General features: G+C 67.4%; 29 protein-coding genes. 22 read left to right on the top strand and 7 right to left on the bottom strand.

The genetic code is table 11. The features are described from left to right. Position 1: 1 nt before the first annotated feature. From HV798_RS16985 to HV798_RS16955, 7 genes are all read left to right on the top strand, one after another. Entirely contained in the window at positions 2-1,153 is a 1,152-nt protein-coding gene (locus HV798_RS16985) for a carbon-phosphorus lyase complex subunit (protein ID WP_175195418.1), read from the top strand. Then, a complete protein-coding gene (locus HV798_RS16980) occupies positions 1,150-2,040 on the top strand; it encodes an alpha-D-ribose 1-methylphosphonate 5-phosphate C-P-lyase PhnJ (protein WP_175195420.1) in 891 nt (296 codons plus the stop codon). Before HV798_RS16985 ends, HV798_RS16980 begins: the two co-directional genes overlap by 4 nt. Then, positions 2,037-2,813, top strand: a complete 777-nt coding sequence (gene phnK, locus HV798_RS16975) for a phosphonate C-P lyase system protein PhnK (RefSeq protein ID WP_025137384.1) — start codon at positions 2,037-2,039, stop codon at positions 2,811-2,813. Before HV798_RS16980 ends, phnK begins: the two co-directional genes overlap by 4 nt. A 2-nt stretch (positions 2,814-2,815) precedes the next feature. Then, positions 2,816-3,532, top strand: a complete 717-nt coding sequence (gene phnL, locus HV798_RS16970) for a phosphonate C-P lyase system protein PhnL (RefSeq protein WP_025137385.1) — start codon at positions 2,816-2,818, stop codon at positions 3,530-3,532. Between the two features lie 4 nt (positions 3,533-3,536). Continuing rightward, positions 3,537-4,736, top strand: a complete 1,200-nt coding sequence (locus HV798_RS16965) for an alpha-D-ribose 1-methylphosphonate 5-triphosphate diphosphatase (RefSeq protein WP_175195422.1) — start codon at positions 3,537-3,539, stop codon at positions 4,734-4,736. Between the two features lie 19 nt (positions 4,737-4,755). After that, positions 4,756-5,298, top strand: a complete 543-nt coding sequence (locus HV798_RS16960) for an MOSC domain-containing protein (protein WP_175195424.1) — start codon at positions 4,756-4,758, stop codon at positions 5,296-5,298. Positions 5,299-5,456: 158 nt separating this feature from the next. After that, positions 5,457-5,891, top strand: coding sequence for a hypothetical protein (locus tag HV798_RS16955; protein WP_175195426.1), 435 nt, complete (start codon positions 5,457-5,459; stop codon positions 5,889-5,891). 72 nt (positions 5,892-5,963) lie between these two features. On the opposite strand, the gene HV798_RS16950 is transcribed toward HV798_RS16955, so the two are convergent. Continuing rightward, positions 5,964-6,341: a hypothetical protein gene (locus HV798_RS16950; protein WP_175195428.1), complete on the bottom strand. Its 378-nt coding sequence runs from the start codon at positions 6,339-6,341 to the stop codon at positions 5,964-5,966. 176 nt (positions 6,342-6,517) lie between these two features. Continuing rightward, on the bottom strand, positions 6,518-7,825 hold the full coding sequence (locus HV798_RS16945; protein WP_175195430.1) for a dicarboxylate/amino acid:cation symporter: 1,308 nt from the start codon (positions 7,823-7,825) through the stop codon (positions 6,518-6,520). Between the two features lie 308 nt (positions 7,826-8,133). On the opposite strand from HV798_RS16945, the gene HV798_RS16940 reads away from it, so the two are divergent. Next, the gene (locus HV798_RS16940; RefSeq protein WP_175195433.1) at positions 8,134-9,033 is read left to right on the top strand and encodes an SMP-30/gluconolactonase/LRE family protein; all 900 of its coding nucleotides are present in this window, start codon (positions 8,134-8,136) and stop codon (positions 9,031-9,033) included. Between the two features lie 157 nt (positions 9,034-9,190). Continuing rightward, positions 9,191-10,255, top strand: a complete 1,065-nt coding sequence (fba, locus tag HV798_RS16935; protein WP_025137391.1) for a class II fructose-bisphosphate aldolase — start codon at positions 9,191-9,193, stop codon at positions 10,253-10,255. A gap of 105 nt (positions 10,256-10,360) precedes the next feature. On the opposite strand, the gene HV798_RS16930 is transcribed toward fba, so the two are convergent. Beyond that, entirely contained in the window at positions 10,361-10,816 is a 456-nt protein-coding gene (locus HV798_RS16930; protein ID WP_175195435.1) for a GFA family protein, read from the bottom strand. 174 nt (positions 10,817-10,990) lie between these two features. On the opposite strand from HV798_RS16930, the gene HV798_RS16925 reads away from it, so the two are divergent. The 6 genes from HV798_RS16925 (at position 10,991) to HV798_RS16900 (ending at position 15,622) form a co-directional block, all read left to right on the top strand. Then, positions 10,991-11,872: a phosphoribosylaminoimidazolesuccinocarboxamide synthase gene (locus HV798_RS16925; protein WP_025137393.1), complete on the top strand. Its 882-nt coding sequence runs from the start codon at positions 10,991-10,993 to the stop codon at positions 11,870-11,872. A 161-nt stretch (positions 11,873-12,033) separates the two neighbouring features. Next, positions 12,034-12,192: a DUF5993 family protein gene (locus HV798_RS16920; RefSeq protein ID WP_025137394.1), complete on the top strand. Its 159-nt coding sequence runs from the start codon at positions 12,034-12,036 to the stop codon at positions 12,190-12,192. 11 nt (positions 12,193-12,203) lie between these two features. Then, complete coding sequence (locus HV798_RS16915; protein WP_025137395.1) at positions 12,204-12,776, top strand: disulfide bond formation protein B; 573 nt, start codon at positions 12,204-12,206, stop codon at positions 12,774-12,776. A 74-nt stretch (positions 12,777-12,850) separates the two neighbouring features. After that, positions 12,851-13,372 carry a 5-(carboxyamino)imidazole ribonucleotide mutase gene (purE, locus tag HV798_RS16910; protein WP_025137396.1) on the top strand — a complete coding sequence of 174 codons (522 nt, stop codon included), beginning with the start codon at positions 12,851-12,853 and terminating at the stop codon, positions 13,370-13,372. A gap of 5 nt (positions 13,373-13,377) precedes the next feature. Continuing rightward, positions 13,378-14,568: a 5-(carboxyamino)imidazole ribonucleotide synthase gene (locus tag HV798_RS16905; protein ID WP_025137397.1), complete on the top strand. Its 1,191-nt coding sequence runs from the start codon at positions 13,378-13,380 to the stop codon at positions 14,566-14,568. 4 nt (positions 14,569-14,572) lie between these two features. Then, positions 14,573-15,622, top strand: a complete 1,050-nt coding sequence (locus tag HV798_RS16900) for an L-threonylcarbamoyladenylate synthase (protein WP_175195437.1) — start codon at positions 14,573-14,575, stop codon at positions 15,620-15,622. Between the two features lie 67 nt (positions 15,623-15,689). On the opposite strand, the gene HV798_RS16895 is transcribed toward HV798_RS16900, so the two are convergent. The 4 genes from HV798_RS16895 to HV798_RS16880 form a co-directional block, all read right to left on the bottom strand. Continuing rightward, on the bottom strand, positions 15,690-16,517 hold the full coding sequence (locus HV798_RS16895; RefSeq protein WP_175195439.1) for an IclR family transcriptional regulator domain-containing protein: 828 nt from the start codon (positions 16,515-16,517) through the stop codon (positions 15,690-15,692). Next, complete coding sequence (locus HV798_RS16890) at positions 16,517-17,158, bottom strand: 3-oxoacid CoA-transferase subunit B (RefSeq protein WP_175195441.1); 642 nt, start codon at positions 17,156-17,158, stop codon at positions 16,517-16,519. Before HV798_RS16890 ends, HV798_RS16895 begins: the two co-directional genes overlap by 1 nt. A 25-nt stretch (positions 17,159-17,183) precedes the next feature. Then, the gene (locus HV798_RS16885) at positions 17,184-17,864 is read right to left on the bottom strand and encodes a 3-oxoacid CoA-transferase subunit A (protein ID WP_175195443.1); all 681 of its coding nucleotides are present in this window, start codon (positions 17,862-17,864) and stop codon (positions 17,184-17,186) included. A 71-nt stretch (positions 17,865-17,935) separates the two neighbouring features. Continuing rightward, complete coding sequence (locus HV798_RS16880) at positions 17,936-18,955, bottom strand: Bug family tripartite tricarboxylate transporter substrate binding protein (RefSeq protein WP_175195445.1); 1,020 nt, start codon at positions 18,953-18,955, stop codon at positions 17,936-17,938. A 354-nt stretch (positions 18,956-19,309) separates the two neighbouring features. Here HV798_RS16880 and HV798_RS16875 point away from each other — a divergent pair, with 354 nt between their 5' ends. From HV798_RS16875 to HV798_RS16845, 7 genes are all read left to right on the top strand, one after another. Further along, a complete protein-coding gene (locus HV798_RS16875) occupies positions 19,310-20,332 on the top strand; it encodes an amino acid ABC transporter substrate-binding protein (RefSeq protein ID WP_175195447.1) in 1,023 nt (340 codons plus the stop codon). A gap of 159 nt (positions 20,333-20,491) precedes the next feature. Beyond that, positions 20,492-21,358 carry an IclR family transcriptional regulator gene (locus HV798_RS16870; protein ID WP_175195449.1) on the top strand — a complete coding sequence of 289 codons (867 nt, stop codon included), beginning with the start codon at positions 20,492-20,494 and terminating at the stop codon, positions 21,356-21,358. A gap of 294 nt (positions 21,359-21,652) precedes the next feature. After that, the gene (locus HV798_RS16865; RefSeq protein WP_175195525.1) at positions 21,653-22,561 is read left to right on the top strand and encodes an arginase family protein; all 909 of its coding nucleotides are present in this window, start codon (positions 21,653-21,655) and stop codon (positions 22,559-22,561) included. A 39-nt stretch (positions 22,562-22,600) separates the two neighbouring features. After that, positions 22,601-23,392 carry an ABC transporter substrate-binding protein gene (locus tag HV798_RS16860; protein WP_175195451.1) on the top strand — a complete coding sequence of 264 codons (792 nt, stop codon included), beginning with the start codon at positions 22,601-22,603 and terminating at the stop codon, positions 23,390-23,392. A 30-nt stretch (positions 23,393-23,422) separates the two neighbouring features. Continuing rightward, on the top strand, positions 23,423-24,115 hold the full coding sequence (locus tag HV798_RS16855; protein WP_025137407.1) for an amino acid ABC transporter permease: 693 nt from the start codon (positions 23,423-23,425) through the stop codon (positions 24,113-24,115). 4 nt (positions 24,116-24,119) lie between these two features. Then, positions 24,120-24,872: an amino acid ABC transporter ATP-binding protein gene (locus HV798_RS16850; RefSeq protein WP_175195453.1), complete on the top strand. Its 753-nt coding sequence runs from the start codon at positions 24,120-24,122 to the stop codon at positions 24,870-24,872. Between the two features lie 174 nt (positions 24,873-25,046). Then, positions 25,047-26,606, top strand: a complete 1,560-nt coding sequence (locus HV798_RS16845) for an acetolactate synthase large subunit (RefSeq protein WP_175216478.1) — start codon at positions 25,047-25,049, stop codon at positions 26,604-26,606. The last annotated feature ends 2 nt before the right edge of the window (positions 26,607-26,608 follow it).

The following is a 26,608-nucleotide window of genomic DNA, read 5'->3' as shown; positions in this document are numbered from 1 at the left end:
CATGTACGTGGCCGTCAAAGGGGGCGAACGCGCCATCCTCAATTCCTATCGCATGCTGGACGACTACCGGCGCGGCGACCGCGCCGTGCCCGAGCTCAGCCTGGACCAGATCCGCGAACAGATGCCGCTGGCGGTGTCGCGCGTGATGGCCGAGGGCTCGCTCTACGATCCGCAACTGGCGGCGCTGGCGCTCAAGCAGGCCGCGGGCGATGTGATCGAAGCCGTGTTCCTGTTGCGCGCCTACCGCACGACCCTGTCGCGCTATGGCTATACGCAGCCGATCGACACGGGCCGCATGCGCCTGCAACGCCGTATTTCTTCCACCTTCAAGGACGTGCCCGGCGGCCAGATCCTGGGCCCGACCTACGACTACACCCAGCGCCTGCTGGATTTTTCGTTGGAAGCCGAGCGCCAGGCAGACGCCTTGCCGGCGGGCGACGAGCCGCTGGACAGCGCCATGCCGCGCGTGACCGACCTGCTGGCGCACGATGACCTGATCGATGCCGAAGCCATTCCCGACGGCGATCCGGAACCCTTCGACCTGACCCGCCAGCCGCTGGACTTCCCGGCCTCGCGCGCCGCGCGCCTGCAGAACCTGGCGCGCGCCGACGAAGGCTTCCTGCTGTCGATGGGCTATTCCACGCAGCGCGGCTATGGCAATACCCACCCCTTCGCCGCCGAAATCCGCTACGGCTTCCTGGAAGTCGAGATGCACATCGAGGAACTGGGGTTCGCCGTCACCGTGGGCGAAATCGAGATCACCGAATGCCAGATGGTCAGCCAGTTTTCCGGCAACGGCGAAGAAGGCCCCAAGTTCACCCGCGGCTACGGCCTGACCTTCGGCTACGGCGAGCGCAAGACCATGTCGATGGCGCTGGTGGACCGCGCCCTGAAGGCCAAGGACCTGGGCGAACGCGCCGATTCCCCGGCCAACGACCACGAGTTCGTGCTGTATCACAGCGACAACGTCGAGGCCTCCGGTTTCGTGCAGCACTTGAAGCTGCCGCACTACGTCGACTTCCAGGCCAACCTGGAGCTGCTGCGGCGCATGCGCGCCGAGCGCGCCGCGCCGGGCTCGGCATCTGACCCTGCATCCGATCCCGCGCTTGCCCCCGACACCACCCGCCAGCTGGACGAGGCCGTTGCCCCATGAATGCCACCCCCACTTCCGCCTCCACCGTCGCGCGCGACGACCACTACAACTTCGCCTACCTGGACGAATCCACCAAGCGCATGCTGCGCCGCGCGCTGCTCAAGGCCGTGGCCATTCCGGGCTACCAGGTGCCGTTCGGCAGCCGCGAGATGCCGCTGCCTTACGGCTGGGGCACGGGCGGCATCCAGGTCACCGCGGCCATCATCGGCCAGGGCGACGTGCTCAAGGTCATCGACCAGGGTTCGGACGACACCACCAACGCCATCAACATCCGCCGTTTCTTCGGCCGGGTGACCGGCGTGGCCACCACCGAATCCACCCGCGCCGCCAGCATCGTGCAGACCCGCCACCGCATTCCTGAAACGCCGCTGGCGGCCGGGCAGATCATGGTGTTCCAGGTGCCGATTCCCGAACCGCTGCGCTGGCTGGAGCCGAGCGAAACCGAAACCCGCACGATGCACGCGCTGGCCGAATACGGCGGCATGCACGTCAAGCTGTACGAAGACATCGCGCAGCATGGCCACATCGCCACCACCTATGACTACCCGGTCATCGTCAACGACCGCTACATGATGCGGCCGTCGCCGATCCCCAAGTTCGACAACCCCAAGCTGGACAACAGCCCGGCGCTGATGCTGTTCGGCGCGGGCCGCGAAAAGCGCGTCTATGCCGTGCCGCCCTACACGCGGGTCAAGAGCCTGGACTTCGAAGACCATCCCTTCACCGTCGAGAAGTGGTCGGAATGCTGCGACGTGTGCGGCTCGCGCGACAGCTTCCTGGACGAGATCATCCTGGACGATGCCGGCACGCGCCGCTTCGTCTGCTCCGATACCGAATACTGCAACGACCGCCAGGCGCAGCAACACCCGAAAGAGGCCACCGCATGAACGCCCAACCTTTGCTTTCCGTGCGCGACATGACGCGCACCTGGGACGGCGTGCACGGCTGCCGCAACGTCAGCTTCGACCTGTTCCCGGGCGAAGTGCTGTGCGTGGTGGGCGAATCCGGTTCGGGCAAGAGCACCTTGCTGTCGGCCGTGTCGTACCAGACCCCGCCGGACTCGGGCAGCGTCTGGTACGACACCCGCGACCAGGGCTTCACCGACCTGGCCGGGCTGCAAGGCGCGCGCCTGCGCCTGCTGTCGCGCACCGACTGGGGCTTCGTGCGCCAGAACGCGCGTGATGGCCTGCGCATGCAGGTCAGCGCGGGCGCCAACATCGCCGAACGCCTGATGGCCGTGGGCGACCGCCACTACGGCGACCTGCGCCAGGCCGCGGGCAGCTGGCTCGAGAAAATGGAAATCGACGCCGGCCGCCTGGACGACGCGCCGGCCGCGTTTTCGGGCGGCATGCAGCAGCGCCTGCAGATCGCCCGCAACCTGGTGACTCATCCGCGCCTGGTCTTCATGGACGAGCCGACCGCCTCGCTGGACGTCTCGGTGCAGGCGCGCCTGCTTGACCTGCTGCGCCAGCTGGTGACCGACCTGGGCCTGGCCGCGATCGTGGTGACCCACGACCTGGCGGTGGCGCGCCTGTTGGCGCACCGCACGCTGGTCATGCGCGGCGGCGAAGTCGTGGAAAGCGGCCTGACCGACCAGATTCTCGACGACCCGCAGCATCCCTACACCCAGTTGCTGGTGTCTTCCATTTTGCAGAGCTGACCATGACTGTAGCGACTCCCATGATCGAGGTGCGGGGCCTCGGAAAGATGTTCACCCTGCACAACCAGGGCGGCATTCGCCTGCCGGTGCTGGACGCGGTGGACTTCGACGCCGCCGCGGGCGACTGCCTGGTGCTGGCCGGCCCGTCGGGCACCGGCAAGAGCACGCTGCTGCGCTGCCTGTATGGCAACTACCTGGCCACCGAAGGCAGCATCCGCGTGCGCGCCGGCAACGATTGGGTGGAGCTGGTCGGCGCGCCCGAACAGCGCATCCTGGCGCTGCGGCGCGATGTCATCGGCTACGTCAGCCAGTTCCTGCGGGTGATTCCGCGCGTGTCGGCGCTGGACGTGGTGGCCGAGCCGCTGCGCATGGCCGGCACCGATGCCGAAGAAGCCCGTGCCCGCGCCGGCGCCATGCTGCGGCGCCTGAACGTGCCGGCCCGCCTGTGGGGCCTGGCGCCGGCCACGTTTTCGGGCGGCGAGCAGCAGCGGGTCAACATCGCCCGCGGCTTCATTGCGCAGCACCCCATCCTGCTGCTGGACGAACCGACCGCCTCGCTGGACGCCGACAACCGCGCCGTGGTGGTCGAACTGATCCGCGAAGCGCGCGCCGCCGGACGCTGCCTGCTGGGCATCTTCCACGACGCCGAAGTGCGCGACGCCGTGGCGACCCAGGTCCTGGCCTTGCGCCCCGCGCAGGCTGCCGTCGAATTGGAGTGACCCCATGCAAAGCATCTACCTGACCCACGCCCGCGTCGTGCTGCCGGACCGCGTGCTGGAAGACAGCGCCGTCCTGATCGACGATGGCGTGATCGTGGCCATCGCCCCCGACGGCGCCCGCGCCGACCAGGAAATCGACCTGCGCGGCCAGACGCTGGTGGCGGGCCTGATCGACCTGCACTGCGATGCCATCGAGAAAGAAGCCGAGCCGCGCTCGAAAGTGTTGTTTCCGCTGGATTTCGCGGTGGCCCAGGTGGACCGCCGCAACGCCGCGGCGGGCATCACCACGCCCTACCATGCGCTGTCGTTCGCCAACAGCGAGTCGGGCGTGCGCAACAACGAAACCGCGGCCCAGGTGGTGCGCAGCGTGCGTGCGTTCCGCTCGCACAGCCTGGTCGACAACCGCGTGCATTGCCGCTACGAAGTCACCGACGCCACATCGCTGCCGGTGTTGCAGGCGCTGATGGACGAGGGCGCGGTGGACCTGCTCTCGGTGATGGACCATTCGCCGGGGCAGGGCCAGTTCAAGACGCTGGAGTCGTACCTGCAATACATGATCGGCAACCACGCCATGAGCCGCGAGCAGGCCGAAGAGGCCGCCCGCGCCAAGACCCGTTCCAAGGACGGTGCGGTGCAGCGGGTGGAAACGCTGTTGGCGCATGCGCACGGCCTGGGCATTCCCACGGCCAGCCACGACGACGATTCGATCCATCGCATCGCCACCATGCGCAACCTGGGCGTGGCGATGAGCGAATTCCCGATCACGCTGGACACGGCGCGCGCCGCGGTGTCTTGCGGCCTGCCCACCATCCTGGGTGCGCCCAACGTGCTGCGCGGCAAGAGCCAGAGCGGTTCGATGCGGGCCATCGATGCCATCCGCGCGGGCGTGGCCAGTTGCCTGTGCTCGGACTACCAGCCGTCCACGCTGATCGCCGCGGCGTTCGCGGTGGCCGCCCAGACCGACCTGACGCTGCCGCAGGCCATGGCGCTGGTGACGGCCAATCCGGCCGACGCCTGCGGGCTGTCCGACCGCGGCCGCATCGCGGTGGGGCTGCGCGCCGACCTGGTGGCGGTGGCGCAGGTGGGCGCGCTGCCGCTCATCAGCCATGCCTGGAGCGCGGGCCGGCTGGTGTTTTCGGCCCATTACCCCGCCGGCCGCACGCAGGCCCCTGCCGCCGAACCGCGCGGCCTGGTGGCGGCGTGATCTGGCAAGGAGACGCGCGATGCGCCCGATCGTGACCGCCGTGGCCGCCAGTGCGGGCCACGGTTTTTCCAAGGTGGTGCAGCCCGACATCGTGCTGCTGCAGGGGCTGGGCGTGCAGGGCGACGCCCACGCGGGCGTCACCGTGAAGCACCGCTCGCGCGTCAAGGCCGATCCGACGCAGCCCAATCTGCGCCAAGTGCACCTGATCCACGGCGAACTGCACGACGAATTGCAGGCTGCCGGTTTCAACGTGGCCGAAGGCACGCTGGGCGAGAACATCACCACCCGCGGGCTGGATCTGCTGGGCTTGCCGCGCGATGCCTGCCTGCACATCGGGCCGCAGGCGGTGCTGCGGATCACCGGGCTGCGCAATCCGTGTTCGCAGCTGGATCACTACCAGAAGGGCTTGACCGCGGCGGTACTGGGGCGCGACGCGGCCGGCAACCTGGTGCGCAAGGCCGGCATCATGGCGGTTGTGTTGCAGGGTGGCCGGGTCAGGGCGGGCGACGCGATCCGGGTGGAATTGCCCGAGTTGCCGCACTTTGCGCTGGAACGCGTCTGATAGCCCTGTCCGGATCCAGGCGTTTTGCGCCAACGCAGGTCTTGCGCGCAAAAACATCGCGGCCGGGCAAGCGGGCGTCGCGCGCATCTGGTTAAATGGGCGGATGACGAGGCGGCCCCGGCTTGCGGGGCCCGTCTTCCCTTTTTCCGGAGCGCGCGATGGCACGATTCAATTTCACCCAAGACCCCGAAGAACCCGATCTCTGGGCCGCGGAAAACGTGCCCGTGGGCGGCAGCCGCCCGCCCATCCACGTGATGATCCAGACCGACGGCGAAGAACCCGACAGCGGCGCCTCGAAAGTGGTCAAGGCCATCATCGACAACCTCGATGACCACGTCCTGGCCGCTGCCGAGTTCCTGCTCGACAACTATTCGTACGAACACTACAAGAAGCTGGGCATCGAAGACGACCAGCTGCTGGCCGAAGAAACCGCCGAAGCCATGGCCGAAAAGGCCGTGCTGCGCGCGCTGTGGCTGTTCGACGAAGATGGCGACGGCTATGAACTCTGGTTCACGCTGCCCTGGGACCCGGTTCACACCTACGACGTGGAATTCGAAGACGGTTCGCCCGTCTCGTGTTCGGTCAACGACTGATCCCGCGCCAGAAACGCCCCGCCCAGCGGGGCGTTTTTGCATCGGCGGCGCCTGGGTGCCCGGTCAGGGCCTTCAGGGCATGAGCTCGTAGCGGGTCGCGCGGGCCTCGCCCAGCGATTCGTCATAGCGGTAGAGCAGCTTGACGGGCTTGCCTCGGCGTACCGCCGACGCATCGACATTGTCCAGCGCCACATCGACCTGCCGGCCGACGAATTCCGTGCAGTCGGTATCGGCACGCGCGCCTTCGGGAATGTCCGCCGCCTTGACCTTCAACTGGAACAGCACTTTCGATAGCTCGGTGCCATCGGTGCGGTATTGGCGCATGGTGACGGGCAGGTTGACGACGGTGCCGGACAGATCGCACGAGATGCGGGTCCAGGCATGTGCGCTGGGCAGCGCGGCCATCAGCGCCGCCGCGGCCAGCACGGTGCGCAAGCGTGGGAATTTCATGGCGTATGCAATGGGCGCGGCAGCCAGGCGCGGCGCCCGTAAGGGGCCAGGGGGCTTTTATGTTGCGCCGGTCGCGCGCCCCGGTCAAGACGCAATCGGCGGCAAAAAAAAGGCCCCGCAACAGGTTGCGGGGCCTTCCTTGTCTTTCAGCGATGCGTCAGTGAAACGCGTCGGCGTCAGGCATCGCGCGTGGCGGTCTGGCCCGGCTGGGAAGCGTCCGTCAGCGGCTGGCCGACGTCGGCCTTGGGCGCCAGGTCTTCCTCGTTGCCTTCCATCTTGGCGATCACGGCGGTGGCCAGGCTGTTGCCGACCACGTTGGTGGCCGTGCGGCCCATGTCGAAGAACTGGTCGATGCCCATGATCAGCAGCAGGCCGGCTTCGGGCAGGTGGAACATCGGCAGCGTGGCCGCCACCACCACCAGCGAGGCGCGCGCCACGCCAGCCATGCCCTTGCTGGTCACCATCAGCACCAGCAGCAGGGTCAGCTGCTGCGAGAAGCTCATGTCGATGTTGTAGGCCTGGGCGATGAACAGCACGGCGAACGACTGGTACATCATCGAGCCGTCCAGGTTGAACGAATAGCCCAGCGGCAGCACGAAGCCCGAAATGCGCTTGGACACGCCGAAACGCTCCAGCGCCTCGATCGTCTTGGGGTAGGCCGATTCGCTGCTGGCGGTGGAAAAGGCGAGCAGGGTCGGTTCCTTGATCAGCCCGCCCAGGCGGAAGGTGGACTTGCCCAGGAACAGGTAGCCCACGGCAAACAGGATGGCCCACAGCAGCGCCAGGCCCAGGTAGAACTCGCCGATCAGCTTGCCGTAGCTGACCAGCACGCCCAGGCCCTCGGTGGTGATGGCGGCGGCCATGGCGGCGAACACGCCCAGGGGCGCGAAGCGCATGACGTAGTCGGTCACGCGGAACATGATCTTGGCCAGCTCGTCGATCATGTTGTAGATGGTGTTGTGGCCCTTGCCGCGAATGAACGACAGCGCCGCGCCGAAGAACAGCGAGAACACCAGGATCTGCAGGATCTCGTTGTTCGCCATGGCTTCGGCGATGCTCTTGGGGAACACGTGGGCGATGAAGGCCTTGAGCGTGAAGTCGCCCGTTTTCAGGCCGGCGGTGGCAGCCGCGTCCGGCAGCGCCAGGTTCAGGTGCGCGCCGGGCTGGAAGATGTTGACCAGCGCCAGGCCCAGCAGCAGCGAGATGGCCGAGGCGGCGATGAACCAGAACATGGCGCGCAGGCCGATGCGGCCCACGGCGCTGGCGTCGCTCATGCTGGCCAGGCCCGACACCAGCGTGGCAAACACCAGGGGCGCAATGATCATCTTGATCATGCGCAGGAAGATGTCCGTGATCAGGCTGAAGTACGAGGCGATTTCCTTGGCCTCTTGCGCGTTCTGCGCGTACTTGTTGCAGAAATAGCCCACCACGACGCCCAGCACCATGGCGATGCCGATGTAACGCGTCAGCTTCTTAGTATTCATCTTCTAAAAACGGAAAACAGGGACTCTATCGGTCGGCCGGGGGCCTTACCCGCCGGCACGGGGCGGGGCGAATCGGTCCAATGACGGATATGCCGGAGGGCGCCCGGAGCGGCACGGGTTAACCCTTGGGGCGCGATGTTAACGCCGCGAACCTGACAGTTAGTTGTCAGGTTGGGGACGGATCGGCACAATCGAACCCGGGCCGCCGGACATGCCAGAATGGCAACATCCGGGGTCCGCCGCCAGCCGGCGGGCCGCCGAGAAAAAAAGGGCCGCCCAGGTCCGATACCTATATAGGAGACAGAGCTATGCCGAAACGCGAATTGTCCGTCCTGGCGTCCGGGTACACCTACCTGGAAGGCCTGCGCTGGCACGACGGGCGCCTGTGGGCGTCGGACTTCTACACCGGCCAGGTGATCGCCGTGGACCTGCAAGGGCGCGTCGAGGTGATCTGTCGGGTGTTGCAGCAGCCCTCCGGCCTGGGCTGGCTGCCCGACGGGCGCCTGCTGATCTCATCCATGAAAGACCGCAAGCTCCTGCGCCGCGAGACGGACGGCACGCTGTCGCAGCATGCCGACCTGTCTGCCCTGACCGGCGGGCCCATCAACGATCTGGTGGTGGATGATCAGGGCCGGGCCTACGTGGGCAACTTCGGCTTTGACCTGATGGCCGGCGAGCCTTTCGCCACCACCACGCTGGTGCGGGTGGACACGGACGGCGTCGCCCAGGTGGTGGCCGACGGGCTGTGGTTTCCCAACGGCTCATTCATCACGCCCGACGGCAAGACGCTGATCGTCAACGAAACCTTCGGCAACCGCATCTCGGAATTCGACATCCTGGCCCATGGTGCCCTGGGGCCGCGGCGCGACTGGGCCCATTTCGGCGCCTTGCCCGATTCCAACGACCTGTCGGTGCTGATCGCGGCCTCGGCCATCGGGCCCGACGGCGGCGCGCTGGATGCCGAGGGCGCCCTCTGGGTGGCCGACGCCATCGGCAAGCGCATCGTGCGGGTGGCGCGCGGCGGCAAGATCCTGGAACAGATCGATACCGGCGAATTCGGCATCTTCGCCGCGGCGCTGGGCGGCCCGGACGGCAAGACGCTGTTCATGGCGGCCGCGCCCGACTTCATCGAGGCCAACCGGCGGGCCAAGCCCGAAGGGCGGATCCTGATGACGCAGGTGGACGTGCCGCACGCGGGCCGTCCCTAGAACGGGCGGGCAAGCCGCCCCGTCAGACGGCCGGTTTAGTCCTGGTGGATAGGGATACCGGCCGTTTCAAGACCTTTCTTCGATTCCCCCGTAAAATCTCGCCATTCGGCTCGATTTCAACCATCTTTCAATCCACAGTACCTAAGGAGGACCACTCATGGCCCTAGTCTCCATGCGCCAGTTGCTCGACCACGCCGCCGAGCACGGCTACGGCATTCCGGCTTTCAACGTCAATAACCTGGAACAGGTCCAGGCCATCATGGAAGCCGCGGCGGAGACCGACAGCCCGGTGATCATGCAGGCTTCGGCCGGCGCCCGCAAATATGCCGGCGAAGGCTTCCTGAAGCACCTGATCCAGGCCGCCGTTGAGTCCTACCCGCACATTCCCGTGGTCATGCACCAGGATCACGGCCAGTCGCCCAAGGTCTGCCAAGGCGCCATCGACCTGGGCTTCTCCAGCGTCATGATGGACGGTTCCCTGAAAGAAGACGGCAAGACCATCGCCGACTACGACTACAACGTCGACGTCACCAAGAAGGTCGTGGACATCGCCCACAAGCTGGGCGTCACGGTCGAAGGCGAACTGGGCTGCCTGGGCTCGCTGGAAACCATGGAAGGCGACAAGGAAGACGGCCACGGCGCCGACGGCAAGCTGACCATGGACCAGCTGCTGACCGACCCGGAACAAGCCGCCGACTTCGTGCGCCGCACCCAGCTGGACGCCCTGGCGATCGCCATCGGCACCAGCCACGGCGCCTACAAGTTCACGCGCAAGCCCACCGGCGACATCCTGTCGATCGCCCGCATCAAGGAAATCCACGCCCGCCTGCCCAACACCCACCTGGTGATGCACGGCAGCTCCAGCGTGCCGCAGGAACTGCTGGCCGAGATCCGTGAATTCGGCGGCAACATGAAGGAAACCTACGGCGTGCCCGTCGAGGAAATCCAGGAAGCCATCAAGTACGGCGTGCGCAAGATCAATATCGACACCGATATCCGTCTGGCCATGACGGGCGCGATCCGCCGCTTCTTTGCCGAGAACCCCGAAAAGTTCGACCCGCGCGAATACCTGAAGCCGGCCCGCGCCGCCGCCAAGGCGATCTGTGTGGCTCGCTACACCGAATTCGGCACCGCCGGCAACGCCAGCAAGATCAAGGCCTTGCCGCTGACCGACATCGCCGCCCAGTACGCTTCGGGCAAGCTGTCCCAAGTGGTGCAGTAAGCCGCTGGGCCGGCCGGGTGGGGCGCCTTTCGGGGCGGCCACCGGCCGGAACCAGGCGAAAAAAAGGCGGGCCCCGGTGGGCCCGCCTTTTTCTTGCGCGTCGCGCTAGGCCGACGGCGCGTTCTTGGGAAAGTGCGGCACCGACTTGTCCACGTGGTGCCAGGACGGGGCCGAATCGGTCCACAGGCTGACGCGGGTGTGGAAGGCCTCGGGGTCGTCCAGCGAACCGGCCCGCACCACTTCATACGTGGTGCTGTCCGAGCCGCCGAACAGCGGCGTGCCGCAGTCCGGACAGAAGCTGCGCATCACGATGTGGCCGGAATCGCTCTTGTAGCGGTGTTCGCGCGGCTGGCCGCGCAGCAGGGTGACGGAGCCGGCCGGGAAGATCAGCGCGTGGGCCGGCGCGCCGCCGCTGGAATACTGGCAATCGCGGCAATGACAGGTGGCGGCCATGATGGGCTCGTCCGTCACCGCGAACCGCACGGCGCCGCACTGGCAGCCGCCGGTCAGGTGAACCTGCGCGTCGGCGTGGGACGCGCGTTTTAAGGATGCTTCCTGCATACGACTTTGTCTCCTCCAGGTGAAAAGGGGGCGCCGTGACGCGAGTTCGCGGCCGGCGCATCATTTGGAATGCAGCCAGACTAACCCGGGGTCCGCGACCCGGCAAGACGGACCTATTTGCAGTAACCTATGCGCTTTCTTGCGCCCTCATTTTTGCCATAGGCCATTTTTCCCGTGACTTCTGCTTTGCATCAATCCAGCATCAAGTCCTTGCCGCTGCTGGGCCGCGGTAAGGTCCGCGACATGTACGCCGTGGGCGACGACAAGCTGCTGATCGTCGCCTCGGACCGCATCTCGGCGTTCGACGTCATCCTCGACGATCCCATCCCCGGCAAGGGGCAGGTGCTGACCGAGCTGACCGAGTTCTGGCTGCAGAAGCTGGCCCACATCCTGCCGAACCACTCCACCGGCGTGAAGCCCGAAGACGTGGTGGCGCCCGACGAAGTCGACCAGGTGCGCGGCCGCGCCGTGGTGGTCAAGCGCTTGAAGCCCATCCTGGTCGAAGCGGTGGCCCGCGGCTACCTGATCGGTTCCGGCTGGAAAGACTACCAGGCCACCGGCGCCATCTGCGGCATCAAGCTGCCCGCCGGCCTGCAACAGGCCAGCCAGCTGCCCGAGCCCATCTTCACGCCCGCGGCCAAGGCCGAATTCGGCATGCACGACGAAAACGTCGACTTCGCCCACGTGGTCAAGGAAGTCGGCCAGGAAATGGCCGAACGCATCCGCGACGTCACGCTCAAGCTGTACGCCGAAGCCGCCAAGTTCGCCGCCACCAAGGGCATCATCATCGCCGACACCAAGTTCGAATTCGGCCTGGACGACGATGGCACGCTCTACCTGATGGACGAAGTGCTGACCCCGGATTCCTCGCGCTTCTGGCCCGCCGACGGCTACCGCGTGGGCATCAGCCCGCCGTCCTTCGACAAGCAGTTCGTGCGCGACTGGCTCGAAACCCAGACCTGGGACAAGACCCCGCCGGCCCCGCGCCTGCCCCAGGACGTGCTGGAAAAGACCGCCGCCAAGTACCGCGAAGCGCTGGATCGCCTGATCGCCTGATCGCGCCCACGCGCCTGGTCACCCCGCAACCCGCCCGATTTCTGGGCGGGTTTCTTTTTGTCCGCGATGGCCGATCGATCAGGGAAATCCCTGTTTTTCGGTAAGAATTATTGCTTATTGTTACGTTATACTCGCCGCGGACAAAGAGACGGGAGCTGCGCATGACAATGATGTTGCCTTTCCTGACCGGATTGGTCGCGGTGTGGTTCGGCATGCTTGGCAAGCGCCGTCCCTGCGTGGCGTTCTGGCTGATCACCCTGCTGGTGTTCGCCGCCTGGTGCCAATTCCACATGACCAGCCCGCTGGCGCTGTCGCTCTAGGCTCCCCCGACATGATCTTCACCCGCCATCCCGCGCGCGGCTCGCGCGTGCTCAACGGCCTGGCCCTGCTGGGCGTGACCGTCATCCTGGGCCTGGCGTTCGCCTGGCAGTTCGCCTACGACGAGCTGCCGTGCCCGCTCTGCCTGCTGCAGCGGGTGGCCCTGATGCTGGCCGGCGTCGGGCTGCTGCTGAACCTGCGGCTGGGGCCGTCGCCCATGCACTACGCCATGACGATCGCGGCCTCGCTGGGCGGCATGGTGGCCTCGGGCCGCCAGGTGCTGCTGCACATCGCGCCGGGCGACCCCGGCTACGGCACGACGCTGCTGGGCCTGCATTTCTATACCTGGGGGTTCATCGCCTTTGCCGCGCTGATCGTCTTCTGCGTGGTGATGCTGTCGGCCGACCGCAAATGGGGCGACAACGTGCTCAAGCGGCCGGTCTCGGCATTGGGCGTGGTGGTCATGGCCCTGTTTTTCATCATGGTGCTGGGCAACCTGGGCAGCACCACGCTGCAATGCGGTTTCGGGCCTTGCCCGGACAACCCCACCAGCTATCTCTGGCTGGGTTCCGCCGATCCGTCGTAAGGGTGCCGCCGACGCCGGGTAAAATACCGGGTTTCGCGGTTTCGCCGCGGCCATCCAACTACTCGACATCGGTTATGACAGCCAAGACTTCCGCAGCGGCAGACGCCACCCCCGTGGTGGGCGTAATTATGGGTTCTTCCAGCGATTGGGAGGTCATGAAGCACGCCGTCACCATGCTGGAAGACTTCGGCGTGGCCTATGAAGCCCGCGTGATCTCCGCGCACCGCATGCCGCAGGACATGGCCGAATACGGCGCCGCGGCGTTCGAACGCGGCCTGCGCGGCATCATCGCCGGCGCTGGCGGCGCGGCGCACCTGCCGGGCATGATGGCGGCCCTGACCGAAGTGCCGGTGTTCGGCGTGCCGGTGCCGTCCAAGTACCTGCGCGGCGAAGACTCGCTGCTGTCCATCGTGCAGATGCCCAAGGGCGTGCCGGTCGCCACCTTCGCCATCGGCGAGGCCGGCGCCGCCAACGCCGCACTGCACCTGATCGCCACGCTGGCGGGCACCGACGCGGGCCTGCACAAGAAGCTGGTGGCGTTCCGCGCGCGCCAGACGCAGGCCGCGCGTGACATGAAGGTTCCGCCCGAGGCCTGATCCGAATGACGCAATCGACTGCTTTCTCCATCGCACCCGGCGGCTGGCTTGGCCTGCTCGGCGGCGGCCAGCTGGGCCGCATGTTCTGCCACGCGGCGCAAAGCCTGGGCTACAAGGTCGCGGTGCTGGACCCGGCCGCCGAATGCCCCGCGGGCATGGTGGCGGACCTGCACATCCAGGCCGCCTACGACGACGAGGCCGGCCTTGAGCGCCTGGCCAGCACCTGTCAGGCCGTCACCACCGAATTCGAGAACGTGCCGGCCGCCAGCCTGCGCGCGCTGGCCACGCGCTGCCGCGTCAGCCCGGCCGCTGATGCGGTGGCGATCGTGCAGGACCGCATTTCCGAAAAGAGTTTCATCGCCGGCCAAGGCATCACGGTGGCGCCGCACGCGGCCATCCGCAGCGAAGCCGACCTGCACGCCGCGCCCGATGCGCTGTTCCCGGGCATCCTCAAGGTGGCCCGGCTGGGCTACGACGGCAAGGGCCAGGCCCGCATCGACACGCGCGAAGCCGCGCTGGCCGCCTTCGCCGAATTCGGCGGCGTGGCCTGCGTGCTCGAAGCGCTGATGCCGCTGGACTACGAAATCTCGGTCGTCATCGCGCGCGGTTTCGATGGCGCGAGCGTGGTGTTTCCGGTGGCCCGCAACGTGCACCGCGACGGCATCCTGGCCGTGTCCACTGCGGCGCCGGTCAAGCAGGATGCTGCCCACGCCGAACGCCAGGCGCGCGCCACCGAGGCCGCGCAAGCCATCGCGCAGGGCCTGGGCTATCACGGCGTCCTGTGCGTGGAATTCTTCGTGTTGCAGGACGGCAGCCTGATCGTCAACGAGATCGCGCCGCGTCCGCACAACAGCGGCCACTACACCATGGACGCCTGCGTCACCAGCCAGTTCGAGCAGCAGGCGCGCGCCATGGCCGGCCTGCCGCTGGGCAGCACCGACCTGCTGGCACCGGCCGTGATGCTGAACATCCTGGGCGACATCTGGTATCCATCGGCCACCGGCGATGCGCAGCGCGAACCCGACTGGGCCGCCGCGCTGGCCGTGCCCACCGCCAAGCTGCATCTGTACGGCAAGCGCGAAGCGCGCCGTGGCCGCAAGATGGGCCACGTCACCATCGTCGCTGCCAGCTTGCGCGAAGCGCAGGCCGACGCCGCGCGCGTGGCCGCCGCGCTGGGCATGCAAGCGCCCGAGTAACGCCATGCCTGTCCAGCCGTCCCTTACTGCCAGCGCGCAAGACATCGCCGCCGCCGCCCAGCGCCTGCTGGACGGAGAGCTGGCGGCGTTTCCCACCGAGACCGTCTACGGCCTGGGCGCGGACGCCGAGAACCCGCAGGCCGTGGGCAAGATCTACGCCGCCAAGGGCCGCCCGTCGAACCACCCTGTCATCGTGCACATCGCGCCGCACGGCGACCTGTCGTACTGGGTGTCCGAGGTGCCGCCCGAAGCCCGCCTGCTGATCGACGCCTTCTGGCCCGGTCCGCTGACGCTGATCCTCAAGCGCGCGCCGCACATCGCCGACACGGTCAGCGGCGGCCAGGACAGCATCGGCATCCGCTGCCCCTCGCATCCGGTGGCGCAGGCACTGCTGGCGGCGTTCGCAGCCGGCAAGCCGAACGGGCAGGGCGGCGTGGCCGCACCGTCGGCCAACAAGTTCGGCCAGGTCTCGCCGACCCGCGCCGACCATGTGAAGAACGAATTCCCCGACGAGGTCGCCGCGGGCATGCCGGTGCTGGAAGGCGGCGCGTCCGAGGTCGGCATCGAATCCACCATCCTGGACCTGTCGCGGCTGGATCGCGGCGCGGGTCCGGTGCTGCTGCGCCCGGGGCACATCAGCGCCGCGCAGATCGAAGCGGTGCTGGGCGTGCAGGTGTTCGCGCCGGACGCCGCGGCCCCGCGCGCCTCGGGTACGCTGAAGGCGCATTACGCGCCGCGCACCGCGCTGGAACTGGCCTCCGATGCGCGCTTGCAGGCCGTGCTGCAAGGCCGCGGCCTGCCGGCAGGCAAGGTGGTGGTGGTAGCGTATGCGCCGCCGCCTGCGGGCCTGGATGCCCGAATTCAATGGCAGCAGGTGCCGGCGGACCCGGCGCGCTACGCCCAGGCGCTGTATGCGCTGCTGCGCGACCTGGACGGCCAGGGCTTTGCGCGCATCATCGTGCAGGCCCCGCCTGCCAACGACGACTGGCACGCGGTCAACGACCGCATCGGCCGCGCGGCGGCGGCGTTCACGCTGGACACGACGGACCTGTAAGGTCTGTCTTTTCCACGCGGACCTGTAAGGTCCGTCCTTCACGCCTTGGACCTGTAAGGTCTGTCTTTCACGCCGCCAGGAATTCCCCGATCCGTTCCACCGCCTGCCGCATCGGCGTCAGGAATTCGCCGGTCAGCCGTTCCAACGGCACCCGCGCCGCCTTCACGCTGACGTTCACCGCGCCGCAGGCCTTGCCGCTGGCCGAGCGCACCGGCACCGAGATCGCGCGCACGTTCAGTTCGAGTTCCTGGTCGACTACCGCGTAGTCCTGCTCGCGGATGCGTTCCAGCTCGGCGCGCAGCCGCGCTTCGGTAACCAGCGTGAATTCCGTATAGGGTTGCAGGTCGACGGCGGCGAAGTAGCGCGCCAGCGCCGGCTCGGACAATTGCGCCAGCAGCACCCGCCCGATGGACGTGCAATAGGCGGGCAAGCGGCTGCCCAGCCCCATTGACGTGGCCAGCAGCCGGTTCACCTCGGAGCGCGCCAGGTACAGCATCTCGTGGCCCTCCATGATGGCCAGCGCGCAGGTCTCGTTGACGGTGGCGCTGAGTTCTTCCAGCACCGGCTGGGCCAGCGACACGAACGGCGTCGACGAGAAGTAGGCGTAGCCCAGGCCCAGGATGCGCGGAGTCAGCACGTATTGGCGGCCGTGCTGCTCGGCGATGCCCAGCAGAATCAGCGTGTGCAGGCAGCGCTGCACCACCGCGCGCGGCAGGTCGGCGCGGCGCGCCAGTTCGGCGGCGGTCTGCGGATGGCGCCGCGTGCCGAACGCGCGGATCACGTGCAGGCCGCGCGCCAGCGTCAGCATGTAGTCGGGATCGCCCCGCAACTGGTCGGGGTGGTCTTCGGGGGCCAGCGGCGCGGCATAGCCGGGCGGGGGAAGGTTGGGCAGCATCAGCCTGCGCGCAGCGGCGCGCCGGTGCGCGCCTGCAGTTCCGTCAAGGTCATGCCGTCGATCATATCCCGGACCCACAGGCCGTCCGGCGTGACGTCGATGACGGCCAGGTCGGTGTAGATGCGGTCCACCACGCCGGCGCCGGTCAAGGGATAGGTGCAGCGTTCGACGATCTTGGGCGAGCCGTTCTTGCTGTTGTGCTCCATCATGATGAACACGCTGCGCGCGCCCACGGCCAGGTCCATGGCGCCGCCCACGGCCGGCGCCTCGCCCGGCTTGTTCAGCGACCAGTTGGCCAGGTCGCCGTTGGCCGCGACCTGCATGCCGCCCATGACGCAGATGTCCAGGTGGCCGCCTCGCATCATGGCGAACGAGTCGGCGTGGTGAAAGTACGCGCCGCCGTCGAGCAGGGTGACCGGCTGCTTGCCGGCGTTGATCAGGTCCAGGTCGATGGCGTCGTCGGCGGGGGGCGGGCCCATGCCCAGGATGCCGTTTTCGCTGTGCAGCACGATCTCGCGGCCGGCGGGCAGGTGGGCGGCCACCAGCACGGGCATGCCGATGCCCAGGTTGACGTAGCTGCCGTCGGGGATGTCGCGGGCCAGGCGGCGCGCCATGGCCTCGCGGGTCAGGGGGGTAGGCATTGCGGGTTCCTTGAAGTTGCTGGGCCTAGCTGGAAAAGGCGGCGTCGGCCACTTCGGTGACGCGCGTGACGAAGATGCCGGGCGTCACCACGGCTTCGGGCGAGAGTTCGCCCAGCGCGGCCTTGGCGCGCACCTGGACGATGGTGGTCTTGGCGGCCATGCACATGATGGGGCCGAAGTTGCGCGCGCTTTTGCGGTAGGTGAGGTTGCCCCAGCGGTCGGCCTGGTCGGCCTTGACCAGCGCGAAGTCGCCGTGCAGCGGCGTCTCGAACACGTAGCCGCGGCCGTCGATGATGCGGGTTTCCTTGCCGGCGGCCAGGTCGGTGCCGTAGGCCGTGGGCGTGAAGAAGCCGCCCAGCCCGGCGCCCGCGGCGCGCAGCCGTTCGGCGATGGTGCCTTGCGGCACGCATTCGAGTTCGATCCTGCCCTGGCGGTACAGGTCGTCGAATACCCACGAATGCGAGGCCTTGGGAAACGAGCAGATCACCTTGCGCACGCGGCCGGCCTTGATGAGCGCCGCCAGGCCGGTTTCGCGGTTGCCGGCGTTGTTGCTCACCACGGTAAGCTCGCGCGCGCCCTGGTCGATCAGGGCGTGCAGCAGTTCGGTAGGCATGCCGGCGCCGCCGAAGCCGCTGACCAGCACGGTGGCGCCGTCATGGATGCCGGCCACCGCGGCGTGGGGAGTGTCGATGAACTTGTCGATCATGGTTGCCTTCGGGTCGGGCGGGGCGCGAGTTGCCGGCGCGCCCCGCGGATGCGTCGCCGCGGGGGGGCGGTTCAATCCAGTGTGATGTGCGCCTGCTTGATGATGTCGGCGTAGCGCGCCGAGTCCTGCTTCATCAGCTGGGCGAACTGGTCGCTGGTGCCGCTGGCGGGAAAGAAGCCGGCGTCCAGGAATTTCTGCCGTACGTCGGGCTCTTGCACGATTTCGCTGATCTCGCGCGCCATGCGGTCGATGATGGGCTTGGGTGTGTTGGCCGGCGCCATCAGGCCCGCCCAGGACCCGGTGACAAAGCCCGGCATGCCGGCTTCTTCCATGGTGGGAATGGCCGGTTCGGTGGGCCAGCGCGCCTTGCCGGTGAAGCCCAGCGCCTTCAGGCGGTTCTGCTTCACGTATTGCATCGGCACCAGGATGGGGTCGAACACCATCGACACCCGCCCGCCCAGCAGGTCGGTCAGGATCGGTGCGCTGCCCTTGTAGGCCACGTGCGTCATGGTGAGCTTGTTCTGCAGGGCGAAGTCGGCGCCGGTCAGGTGCGCGCTGGACCCGTTGCCGCTGGAGGCATAGGTGAGCTTGTCCGGATGCTTGCGGGCATAGGCCACCAGTTCGGCCACGCTGTTCACGGGCAGGTCCTGCGAGACGAACAGGAACAGCGGCAGGTCGGCCATCTGCGCCACCGGCGTCAGGTCGTCGGGCTTGTAGGGCAGCTTGTACAGGTGGAAGTTGATGATGAACGCGGGCAGGATGGACAGGAAGGTGTAGCCGTCGGGGTCGGCCTTGGCGGCGATGCCCGCGCCCACGCTGCTGTTGGCGCCCGGCCGGTTCTCGACAATGATGGTCTGCTTCAGGCGCGGGCCGAGCTTTTCCATCACGATGCGCGTGACGATGTCGGTGGACCCGCCCGGTGTGTAGGGCACGATCACCTTGATGGGTTTGCTGGGCCAGTCGTCGGCGGCCTGCGCGCTGGCCGTGGCCAGGCCGCAGGCGGCCAGCGTGGCGCAGAGCAGGGTCTTGAGGGCGTGGCGGCGATGTCCTGCCGCAAGGTGGCGGGGCTGCGTTTTCCTTGCTTGTGCCATGGATTTGTCTCCTCCATGAGTCGGCCTTGAGCCAGCGCGCGCCCGAGGTTTTTTTGAATGGCGCGGCCGGTTTTTTGTGGGAATGTCGATCGCGCCGCCTTTCGGACAAGGCGCGAAAAAAGTATGGCACGCAGGGGAGAGGCCGCTGGGGGGGAGGGGTGCGGATAAAGTTCGGTGATCGGACTTCACCTAGGTTTCCAGGACACTTTCACCTGGGGTTTCCACTAGGCCTGTGCGCGTTGTTCACGCCGTGGACATCGCGTAATCTGGCGGCCGGCCCGCAAAGCATGGGCTCGGTTTCAGCCGCAGCGGGCCTACAGGCCGGCGCGGGCATCTAATTCAGGAGAAGCAATAATGAAGCGGTTGATCTCGTTTGCTGCCGGCGCCCTGGCCCTGGCTTGCGTATCCCAGGCAGCGGTGGCCGGCCCCACGCTGGATGCAGTGAAGAAAAAGGGCTATGTGCAATGCGGCCTGACTGACGGCGTGTCCGGTTTCTCGGCCACCAACAGCAAGGGCGAATGGGAAGGCATGGACGTGGACATCTGCCGCGCCGTGGCTGCCGCGGTGTTCGGTGATCCGACCAAATTCAAGGGCACGGCGCTGTCGACCCAGCAACGCTTCACCGCGCTGCAATCGGGCGAAGTCGACGTGCTGCTGCGCACCGTCACGCTGACCCAGACCCGCGACACCTCGCTGGGCCTGTCGGCCGTGGCCGCCAGCTTCTACGACGGCCAGGGCATCCTGGTGAACAAGAAGCTGGGCGTGAAAAGCGCCAAGGAACTGAACGGCGCCACCGTCTGCGTGCAGCCGGGCACCACCACCGAGCTCAACCTGGCCGACTGGTTCCGTGCCAACAACATCGAATTCAAGCCGGTCGTGATCGACAAGGTCACCGAAGTCGTGCGCGCGTTCGAATCGGGTCGCTGCGACGCCTTCACCGACGACGCCTCGCAATTGGCCGCCGTGCGCGCCACCCAGGTCGCCAAGCCGGACGACTACGAGATCCTGCCGGAACGCTTCTCGAAGGAACCGCTGGGCCCCATGGTGCGCCAGGGCGACGAGAACTGGTTGGGCATCGTGCGCTGGACCCTGTTCGCGCTGCTGGAAGCCGAGGAATACGGCATCACGCAGAAGAACGTGGACGAAATGCTCAAGAGCAACAACCCCAATGTCTCGCGCATCCTGGGCGTGACGCCGGGCGCCGGCAAGAACATGGGCCTGGACGAAAAGTGGGCCTACAACGCCATCAAGGCCGTGGGCAACTACAGCGAAGTGTTCGAGCGCAACGTCGGCAAGGACAGCAAGCTGGGCCTGCAACGCGGCACCAACGCGCTGTGGAGCAAGGGCGGCGCCATGTACCCGTGGCCGATCCGCTGAACGCGGCGGCATGAGCAAACGGCCCGTTCGCGGGCCGTTTTTTTTGGACGATGCGCGTGGCCTGCGTCGCAGCCTGGATGTTAATGGGCATCGCCATGCGATATGGTCGAACCATTATGCGGTACGCTATGCGCTTTTCCACCGGACGCACCGCGCGCCATGACGCAACCCCGACCTGCCGAGGATTCCCCCCTGTTCATCGCCGCGCTGGCGCGTGGCGTTTCCGTGCTCAGGGCCTTCAGCGAAGGCCGGCCGGCGATGACGCTGCCCGAACTGGCCGAGGCCACGGGCCTGAGCAAAAGCTCGGTGCAGCGCTTTGCCCATACGCTCTGGACGCTGGGCTATCTGCGCAAGGACCCGGCCAGCAAGAAGTTTTCGCTGGGCCCCTGGTCGCTTGAACTGGGCATGAAGTATGTGCAGACCAGCCCGCTGGTGCTGGGCGGCAACCCGTTCCTGCACACGCTGAACCGCAACTGCCAGGAAACCTGCAGCCTGGCCGAGCCCGACGGGCTGGACATGGTCTACGTGGCGCGCTTTGCCACCCACAAGGAAATGTTCGTCAACATGCCGGTCGGCATGCGCCTGCCGCTGTATTGCACGGCAGCGGGCCGCGCCGTGCTGGCGCGGCTGGACCCGGCGGTGGCGCGCGGGCTGCTGGAACGCGGCGAGCGCAAGTCGTACACCGCCGCCACGATCACGGACCTGGATGCGCTGCTGGCCGAACTGGACTTCGCGCGCCGCCACGGGTTTGCCCGGTCCAACGGCGAGTTCTACCCCGGCGACATCACGGTCAGCGCTGCCGTGCTGGACGCGGGCGGCACGCCGCTGGGCGCGGTCAATGTGTCGGTGCCTTCCAGCCGCTGGTCGTTCGAGCAGGCGCAGGCCGTGTTCGGCCCCCAGGTGGTGGAAACCGCGCACGCCATCAGCGCGTCGCGCACGCTGGGGCGCTCGCATCCCTTCTACGAACTGGAGCCGCCCGGCGGTTCGCTGCGCGACGCCATGCCGTCTGCGGGCGACGAGGCCTGACGCAGTTTTCCGGCAGGCGACGGTCGGGTGCGCCAGCGGTGCACCACAGGCGTGCCATCGCGGCCTGAATTCATACTAAATAAGTCAAGTATTGCGACCGCCATTCAGGGGAACACCCTAATTGGCGGCCTGCTTGTGTGCGCGTTACTCTAGTTTTGACACGATCGTATCGCACAGCGATTCGATTGAATCTAAACTTGCAGCCGTCCGCGACCTAGCCGCGAGCGGCCGCCGCCAGGGAGCCGCGCTGTGCAGCCGTCCGCCGAAGTCTGTTTTCACCCCGCCTCGGGATTCATGGGCCTGCCGTCGGCCCGCCTTGCCGGCACCGGCGAGGCCCGCGCCTGCGTCGTGGGCATTCCGTTCGATTGCGGCACGCATCCGTTCCGCGTCGGGTCGCGCCAGGGGCCGGACGCCATCCGCGAGCAGTCGCGGTTGCTGCGGCCGGTGGACATCTTCCGCCGGCATGGCATCGACAACCCGCCGGAATTCCTGCGCGCCATCGATGTGGGCAACGTGGCCTGCCATCCGGGCGACCCGGATGCGTCGTATCCGCTGATCGAAGCGGGCATCGGCGCCATCCTGGATGCCGGCGCGATTCCCATCTCGATGGGCGGCGACGGCGCGGTGACGCTGCCGCAACTGCGCGCCGTGGCGCGGCGCCACCCGGACTTCGTGGTGCTGCATTTCGATTCGCACACCGATACCTATCCGATTCCTGGCTACAACACGGCCACCACCTTCACCCGCGCCGCCGAAGAGGGCCTGCTGGACGTGCAGCGCAGCTTCCATGTGGGCACGCGCGGCAGTTCCTTCATGCCGGGCGTGCTGGAATTCGGCCGCGAGGTCGGCTACACGATCGTGCCGTACGACGAGTTCGACGCGGACCAGAAGGGCGCGCTGGACGACATCAAGCAGCGCATCGGCCAGCGGCCGGTGTACCTGTGCTTCGACATGGACATCTTCGATCCGTCGTGCGCGCCGGGCGTGTGCACGCCGGAGTGGGGCGGCCTGTCGCCCAAGGAAGGGCTGGCCCTGCTGCGCCAGCTGGCCGGCATGAACTTCGTGGCCTTCGACGTGAACACCGTGTCGCCGCCGCAGGACGTGCAAGGCGCCACGGCTTTCCTGGCCGCTACCGTCATGCAGGAATTCTGCGCGCTGGCGGCGGTGGCGGTACGGCAGTACCCAGAAGGGCGTCCGGCCTGACACGGCGCCCGCGGCATTCATTCATACAAGGGGAATTCCATGAAACTCAAATCCATCCTGCTCGGCCTGGTCTCGGCCGCGCTGCTGTCCCAGGCCGGCGCCGTTGCGGCGCGCACGCTGGACGAAGTGCGCGCCGACAAGACGCTCAACGTGGTCACCACCGCGTCCGCGCCGCCTCACGGCTTCAAGAACCCGCAGTCGAACCGCCTGGAAGGCATCATGGTGGACGTGGCCGCCGCCGTGGCCAAGCACCTGGGCGTGGCCGACAAGCTGGCCGACGTGCCGTTCTCGGGCCTGATCCCGACGCTGACCTCGGGTCGCGCCGACGTCATGTCCGCGCCGCTGTTCATCACCGAGGAACGCGCCCGCGCCATCGACTTCTCGGCGCCGGTGTACGAGTGGGGCGAGGGCATCGTGGTCAGCGACAAGGCCACCCGGCGCTACGGCAAGTTCGAAGACATGCAGGGCCAGAAGGTCGGCGTGCTGGTGGACTCGGTGCAGTTCAACATGATCAAGGACATGCCCGGCACCAAGGTGTCGACCTACCAGGACTATTCGACGCTGCTGGCCGACGTGCGCGCCGGCCGCATCGACCTTGGCATCGTCGATCCGCCCAGCATCATCTACCAGATCAAGACCAAGAACATTCCGGGCGTGAAGCTGGACACCGGCTACCAGCCGCAGCGCAAGTGGCAGGTCGGCATGGCCGTGCAGAAGGGCAACGCCGCGCTGCTCGAGGCCGTGAACGCCGCGCTGGCCGAGATGAAGCGCAACGGCGAACTGGCCGCCATCGGGCAGAAGTGGGGCGTGTCGGACCTGCTCAGCAAATAAGGCCCCCGCGGCACGGATAAGGAGCACGACTTGGATCTCGCTACCCTGCGCATGTACCTGACCCCCTTGGCCGAGGGCACGGTCTGGACCCTGGCGCTGTTTTTCTGTTCGGCATTCCTGGCGGTGGCGCTGGGCCTGGTCGTCTGCCTGTGCCGCCTGTCGCGGCATCGGGCGCTGAGCCGCGCCGCGCGCCTGTATATCGACATCATCCGCGGCACGCCGCTCTTGTTGCAGCTGTTCTACATCTACTACGGCCTGCCGGAAATGGGCGTGGTGATCAACGGCTTCGTGGCCGGCGTGCTGGGGCTGACGCTGAACTTCGGCGCCTATCTGGCCGAGCTGTTCCGCAGCGGCATCCAGTCGGTGGATACGGGCCAGTACGAGGCCGCGCGCGCGCTGGGCCTGCGCCGTGGCCAGCGGCTGCAACGCATCGTGCTGCCGCAGGCGCTGCGCACGATCTTCCCGGCACTGGGCAACTACGCGCTGGTGCTCATCAAAGAGACGTCGCTGGTGGCGGTGATCAGTGTGTATGAACTGATGCGCGCCGGTGAAATGCTGGCCGGCGCGACGTTCCAGGCGCTGACGGTCTACACCATGGTCGGCGTCATCTACTTCGCGCTGTGCAGCATCCTGGCCTATCTGTTCCGCCGCTCTGAAAAGCGCCTGACTGTGCCGGGCTACTGGAGCGGCGCCGGCGACAACCACGACATCTCGAAGGCCTGACGCCATGGACGGAATGAATCGCATCGCGCCCATCATCACGATGCAGGGCGTCTCGAAATGGTATGGCGACTTCCAGGTGCTGGACGGGCTGGACCTGCAAGTGAGCCCCGGCGAAAAGCTGATCCTGTGCGGTCCGTCGGGTTCGGGCAAGTCCACCACCATCCGGCTGCTCAACCGGCTGGAAGAGCACCAGAAGGGCCGCATCGTGGTCGACGGCATCGAGCTGGACGACGACGTCAAGAACATCGAGCGCATTCGCGCCGAAGTGGGCATGGTGTTCCAGCACTTCAACCTGTTTCCGCACCTGACCGTGCTGGAGAACTGCACGCTGGCGCCGATGCTGGTCAAGGGCGTGGCGCAGGCAGAGGCCGAGCAGCGCGCCATGCAATACCTGGAACGCGTCAAGATCCCGCAGCACGCGGCCAAGTATCCGGGCCAGCTGTCAGGCGGGCAGAAGCAGCGCGTGGCGATTGCGCGCGCGCTGTGCATGCAGCCCAAGATCATGCTGTTCGACGAGCCGACTTCGGCGCTGGACCCCGAGATGGTCAAGGAAGTGCTGGACACCATGGTGTCGCTGGCGCGCGACGGCATGACGATGGTGTGCGTGACCCATGAAATGGGTTTTGCGCGCGAGGTCGGCGACCGCGTGGTGTTCATGGACCAGGGCGCGATCGTCGAGGTCGACACGCCGGCGCAGTTCTTCTCGGCGCCGCGTTCCGAACGGGCGCAGGCCTTCCTGGGGCAGATCCTGGCGTAGGGACGTGGAGCATCCGGTGCCGCAGCCGATAAATTCCGCCAGCCGGAACCCGCAAAATGGTTCCATGTCCGGCGGTGCAAATGGCTCTACCGGGTTTGCGCTACGCTACCTATCATGCCAATGGGCCGGCGCGCCGCCGCCGGCCCCAGCCAACAAAACTACCAGGGAAACACGATGAACGGCGCTGACAGTCTTTGCGACACCCTCCTTGCCAACGATGTGGACGTCTGCTTTGCCAATCCAGGCACGTCCGAGATGCACTTTGTGGCGGCGCTGGATCGCAAGCCGAAGATGCGCTGCGTGCTGGGCCTGTTCGAAGGCGTGGTGACCGGCGCCGCCGACGGCTACGCCCGCATGGCCGACAAGCCGGCCGCCACCTTGCTGCACCTGGGCCCGGGCCTGGGCAACGGCCTGGCCAACCTGCATAACGCCAAGCGCGCCCGCACCCCGATGGTCAACATCGTGGGCGACCACGCCACCTATCACGTGCAGTACGACGCGCCGCTGACCAGCGACGTCGAAGGCGTGGCGCGGCCGATGTCGCACTGGGTCAAGCGCAGCCTGACCGCCCAGGCCATGTCCGCCGATGCGGCCGAGGCCATTGCCGTGGCGCGCCGCAAGCCGGGCAACATCGCCACGCTGATCCTGCCGGCCGACACCGCCTGGACTGAACTGCCGGCCGATACGCCCGCGCCGGTCAAGGTCACCGACGCCGCCGTGCCGCACACGTCCATCGAGGCCGTGCGCGCCGCCGCCCAGGCGATCCGCAGCGGCGAGGTCACCACCCTGATGCTGGGCGGCGCCGCGCTGCGCGACCGCGCGCTCAATGCCGCTGGCCGCATCGCGCGCGCCACCGGCGTGCGCCTGCTGTCCGAAACGTCCAACCGCCGTATCGAACGCGGCGGCGCGCGCACGCCGGTCGACCGGCTGCCGTACCCCATCGACCTGGCCGTGGCCAAGCTGAAAGACGTGCGCCACCTGGTGCTGGCAGGCGCCAAGGCGCCGGTGGGCTTCTTTGCCTATCCCGGCAAGCCCAGCCTGCTGGCCCCGCCCGATTGCCAGCAAGTGGTGCTGGCCACCGGCGAGCAAGACCTGGCGCATGCGCTGGAGTGGCTGGCCGACGAACTGGGCATCGCCGCCGACGCGCCGCGCCTGGCCGCGCCGGCCGCCGCCTACGAGGTTCCGGCCACGGGCAAGCTGACGGGCGCCGCGGTCAATATCCTGGTCGCGCATCACCTGCCCGAAAACGCGATCGTCTGCGACGAATCGATCACCCAGGGCCGCGAATTCCCGATCTACAGCGCCAGCAGCGCCCCGCACGACTGGCTGATGCTGACCGGCGGCGCCATCGGCATCGGCCTGCCGATGGCCGCGGGCGCGGCGGTGGCCTGCCCGGATCGCAAGGTCATCACGCTGCAGGCCGACGGCAGCGGCATGTACACGCTGCAGGCGCTGTGGACGCAGGCGCGCGAAAACCTCGATTGCCTGACGGTGATCCTGGCCAACCGGTCCTACGCCACGCTGCACGGCGAAATGAAGAACGTGGGCGTGCAGGAACCGGGCCGCAATGCCCGCCGCATGCTCGACCTGGAAGAACCCTACCTGGACTGGACCCACCTGGCGCGCGGCATGGGCGTCGAAGCGGTCAGCGTCGACACGGTCGAAGGCTTCGCCCGTGCGCTGCAAGACGGCCTGAAGCGCCGCGGCCCGTTCCTGATCGAAGCGCTGATCTGATC

This window comes from Achromobacter deleyi (genome assembly GCF_902859705.1).
Lineage (GTDB): Bacteria > Pseudomonadota > Gammaproteobacteria > Burkholderiales > Burkholderiaceae_B > Achromobacter > Achromobacter deleyi.
The sequence above is the reverse complement of the archived record's forward strand: the minus strand, read 5'-3'. Positions and strand labels throughout refer to the sequence as shown.

Excerpts from the sequence above, each read along its gene's own strand:
- HV798_RS16860 (WP_175195451.1), top strand. The coding sequence starts at position 22,601 with ATGAAACTCAAATCCATCCTGCTCGGCCTGGTCTCGGCCGCGCTGCTG.
- HV798_RS16980 (WP_175195420.1), top strand. The coding sequence starts at position 1,150 with ATGAATGCCACCCCCACTTCCGCCTCCACCGTCGCGCGCGACGACCAC.
- HV798_RS16965 (WP_175195422.1), top strand. The coding sequence starts at position 3,537 with ATGCAAAGCATCTACCTGACCCACGCCCGCGTCGTGCTGCCGGACCGC.
- HV798_RS16930 (WP_175195435.1), bottom strand. The coding sequence starts at position 10,816 with ATGCAGGAAGCATCCTTAAAACGCGCGTCCCACGCCGACGCGCAGGTT.
- HV798_RS16915 (WP_025137395.1), top strand. The coding sequence starts at position 12,204 with ATGATCTTCACCCGCCATCCCGCGCGCGGCTCGCGCGTGCTCAACGGC.
- HV798_RS16875 (WP_175195447.1), top strand. The coding sequence starts at position 19,310 with ATGAAGCGGTTGATCTCGTTTGCTGCCGGCGCCCTGGCCCTGGCTTGC.
- HV798_RS16940 (WP_175195433.1), top strand. The coding sequence starts at position 8,134 with ATGCCGAAACGCGAATTGTCCGTCCTGGCGTCCGGGTACACCTACCTG.
- HV798_RS16955 (WP_175195426.1), top strand. The coding sequence starts at position 5,457 with ATGGCACGATTCAATTTCACCCAAGACCCCGAAGAACCCGATCTCTGG.
- HV798_RS16865 (WP_175195525.1), top strand. The coding sequence starts at position 21,653 with ATGGGCCTGCCGTCGGCCCGCCTTGCCGGCACCGGCGAGGCCCGCGCC.
- HV798_RS16870 (WP_175195449.1), top strand. The coding sequence starts at position 20,492 with ATGACGCAACCCCGACCTGCCGAGGATTCCCCCCTGTTCATCGCCGCG.
- fba (WP_025137391.1), top strand. The coding sequence starts at position 9,191 with ATGGCCCTAGTCTCCATGCGCCAGTTGCTCGACCACGCCGCCGAGCAC.
- HV798_RS16845 (WP_175216478.1), top strand. The coding sequence starts at position 25,047 with ATGAACGGCGCTGACAGTCTTTGCGACACCCTCCTTGCCAACGATGTG.
- HV798_RS16885 (WP_175195443.1), bottom strand. The coding sequence starts at position 17,864 with ATGATCGACAAGTTCATCGACACTCCCCACGCCGCGGTGGCCGGCATC.
- HV798_RS16905 (WP_025137397.1), top strand. The coding sequence starts at position 13,378 with ATGACGCAATCGACTGCTTTCTCCATCGCACCCGGCGGCTGGCTTGGC.
- HV798_RS16945 (WP_175195430.1), bottom strand. The coding sequence starts at position 7,825 with ATGAATACTAAGAAGCTGACGCGTTACATCGGCATCGCCATGGTGCTG.
- HV798_RS16895 (WP_175195439.1), bottom strand. The coding sequence starts at position 16,517 with ATGCTGCCCAACCTTCCCCCGCCCGGCTATGCCGCGCCGCTGGCCCCC.
- HV798_RS16960 (WP_175195424.1), top strand. The coding sequence starts at position 4,756 with ATGCGCCCGATCGTGACCGCCGTGGCCGCCAGTGCGGGCCACGGTTTT.
- phnK (WP_025137384.1), top strand. The coding sequence starts at position 2,037 with ATGAACGCCCAACCTTTGCTTTCCGTGCGCGACATGACGCGCACCTGG.
- HV798_RS16985 (WP_175195418.1), top strand. The coding sequence starts at position 2 with ATGTACGTGGCCGTCAAAGGGGGCGAACGCGCCATCCTCAATTCCTAT.
- HV798_RS16900 (WP_175195437.1), top strand. The coding sequence starts at position 14,573 with ATGCCTGTCCAGCCGTCCCTTACTGCCAGCGCGCAAGACATCGCCGCC.
- purE (WP_025137396.1), top strand. The coding sequence starts at position 12,851 with ATGACAGCCAAGACTTCCGCAGCGGCAGACGCCACCCCCGTGGTGGGC.
- HV798_RS16890 (WP_175195441.1), bottom strand. The coding sequence starts at position 17,158 with ATGCCTACCCCCCTGACCCGCGAGGCCATGGCGCGCCGCCTGGCCCGC.
- HV798_RS16950 (WP_175195428.1), bottom strand. The coding sequence starts at position 6,341 with ATGAAATTCCCACGCTTGCGCACCGTGCTGGCCGCGGCGGCGCTGATG.
- HV798_RS16850 (WP_175195453.1), top strand. The coding sequence starts at position 24,120 with ATGGACGGAATGAATCGCATCGCGCCCATCATCACGATGCAGGGCGTC.
- HV798_RS16880 (WP_175195445.1), bottom strand. The coding sequence starts at position 18,955 with ATGGCACAAGCAAGGAAAACGCAGCCCCGCCACCTTGCGGCAGGACAT.
- HV798_RS16920 (WP_025137394.1), top strand. The coding sequence starts at position 12,034 with ATGACAATGATGTTGCCTTTCCTGACCGGATTGGTCGCGGTGTGGTTC.
- phnL (WP_025137385.1), top strand. The coding sequence starts at position 2,816 with ATGACTGTAGCGACTCCCATGATCGAGGTGCGGGGCCTCGGAAAGATG.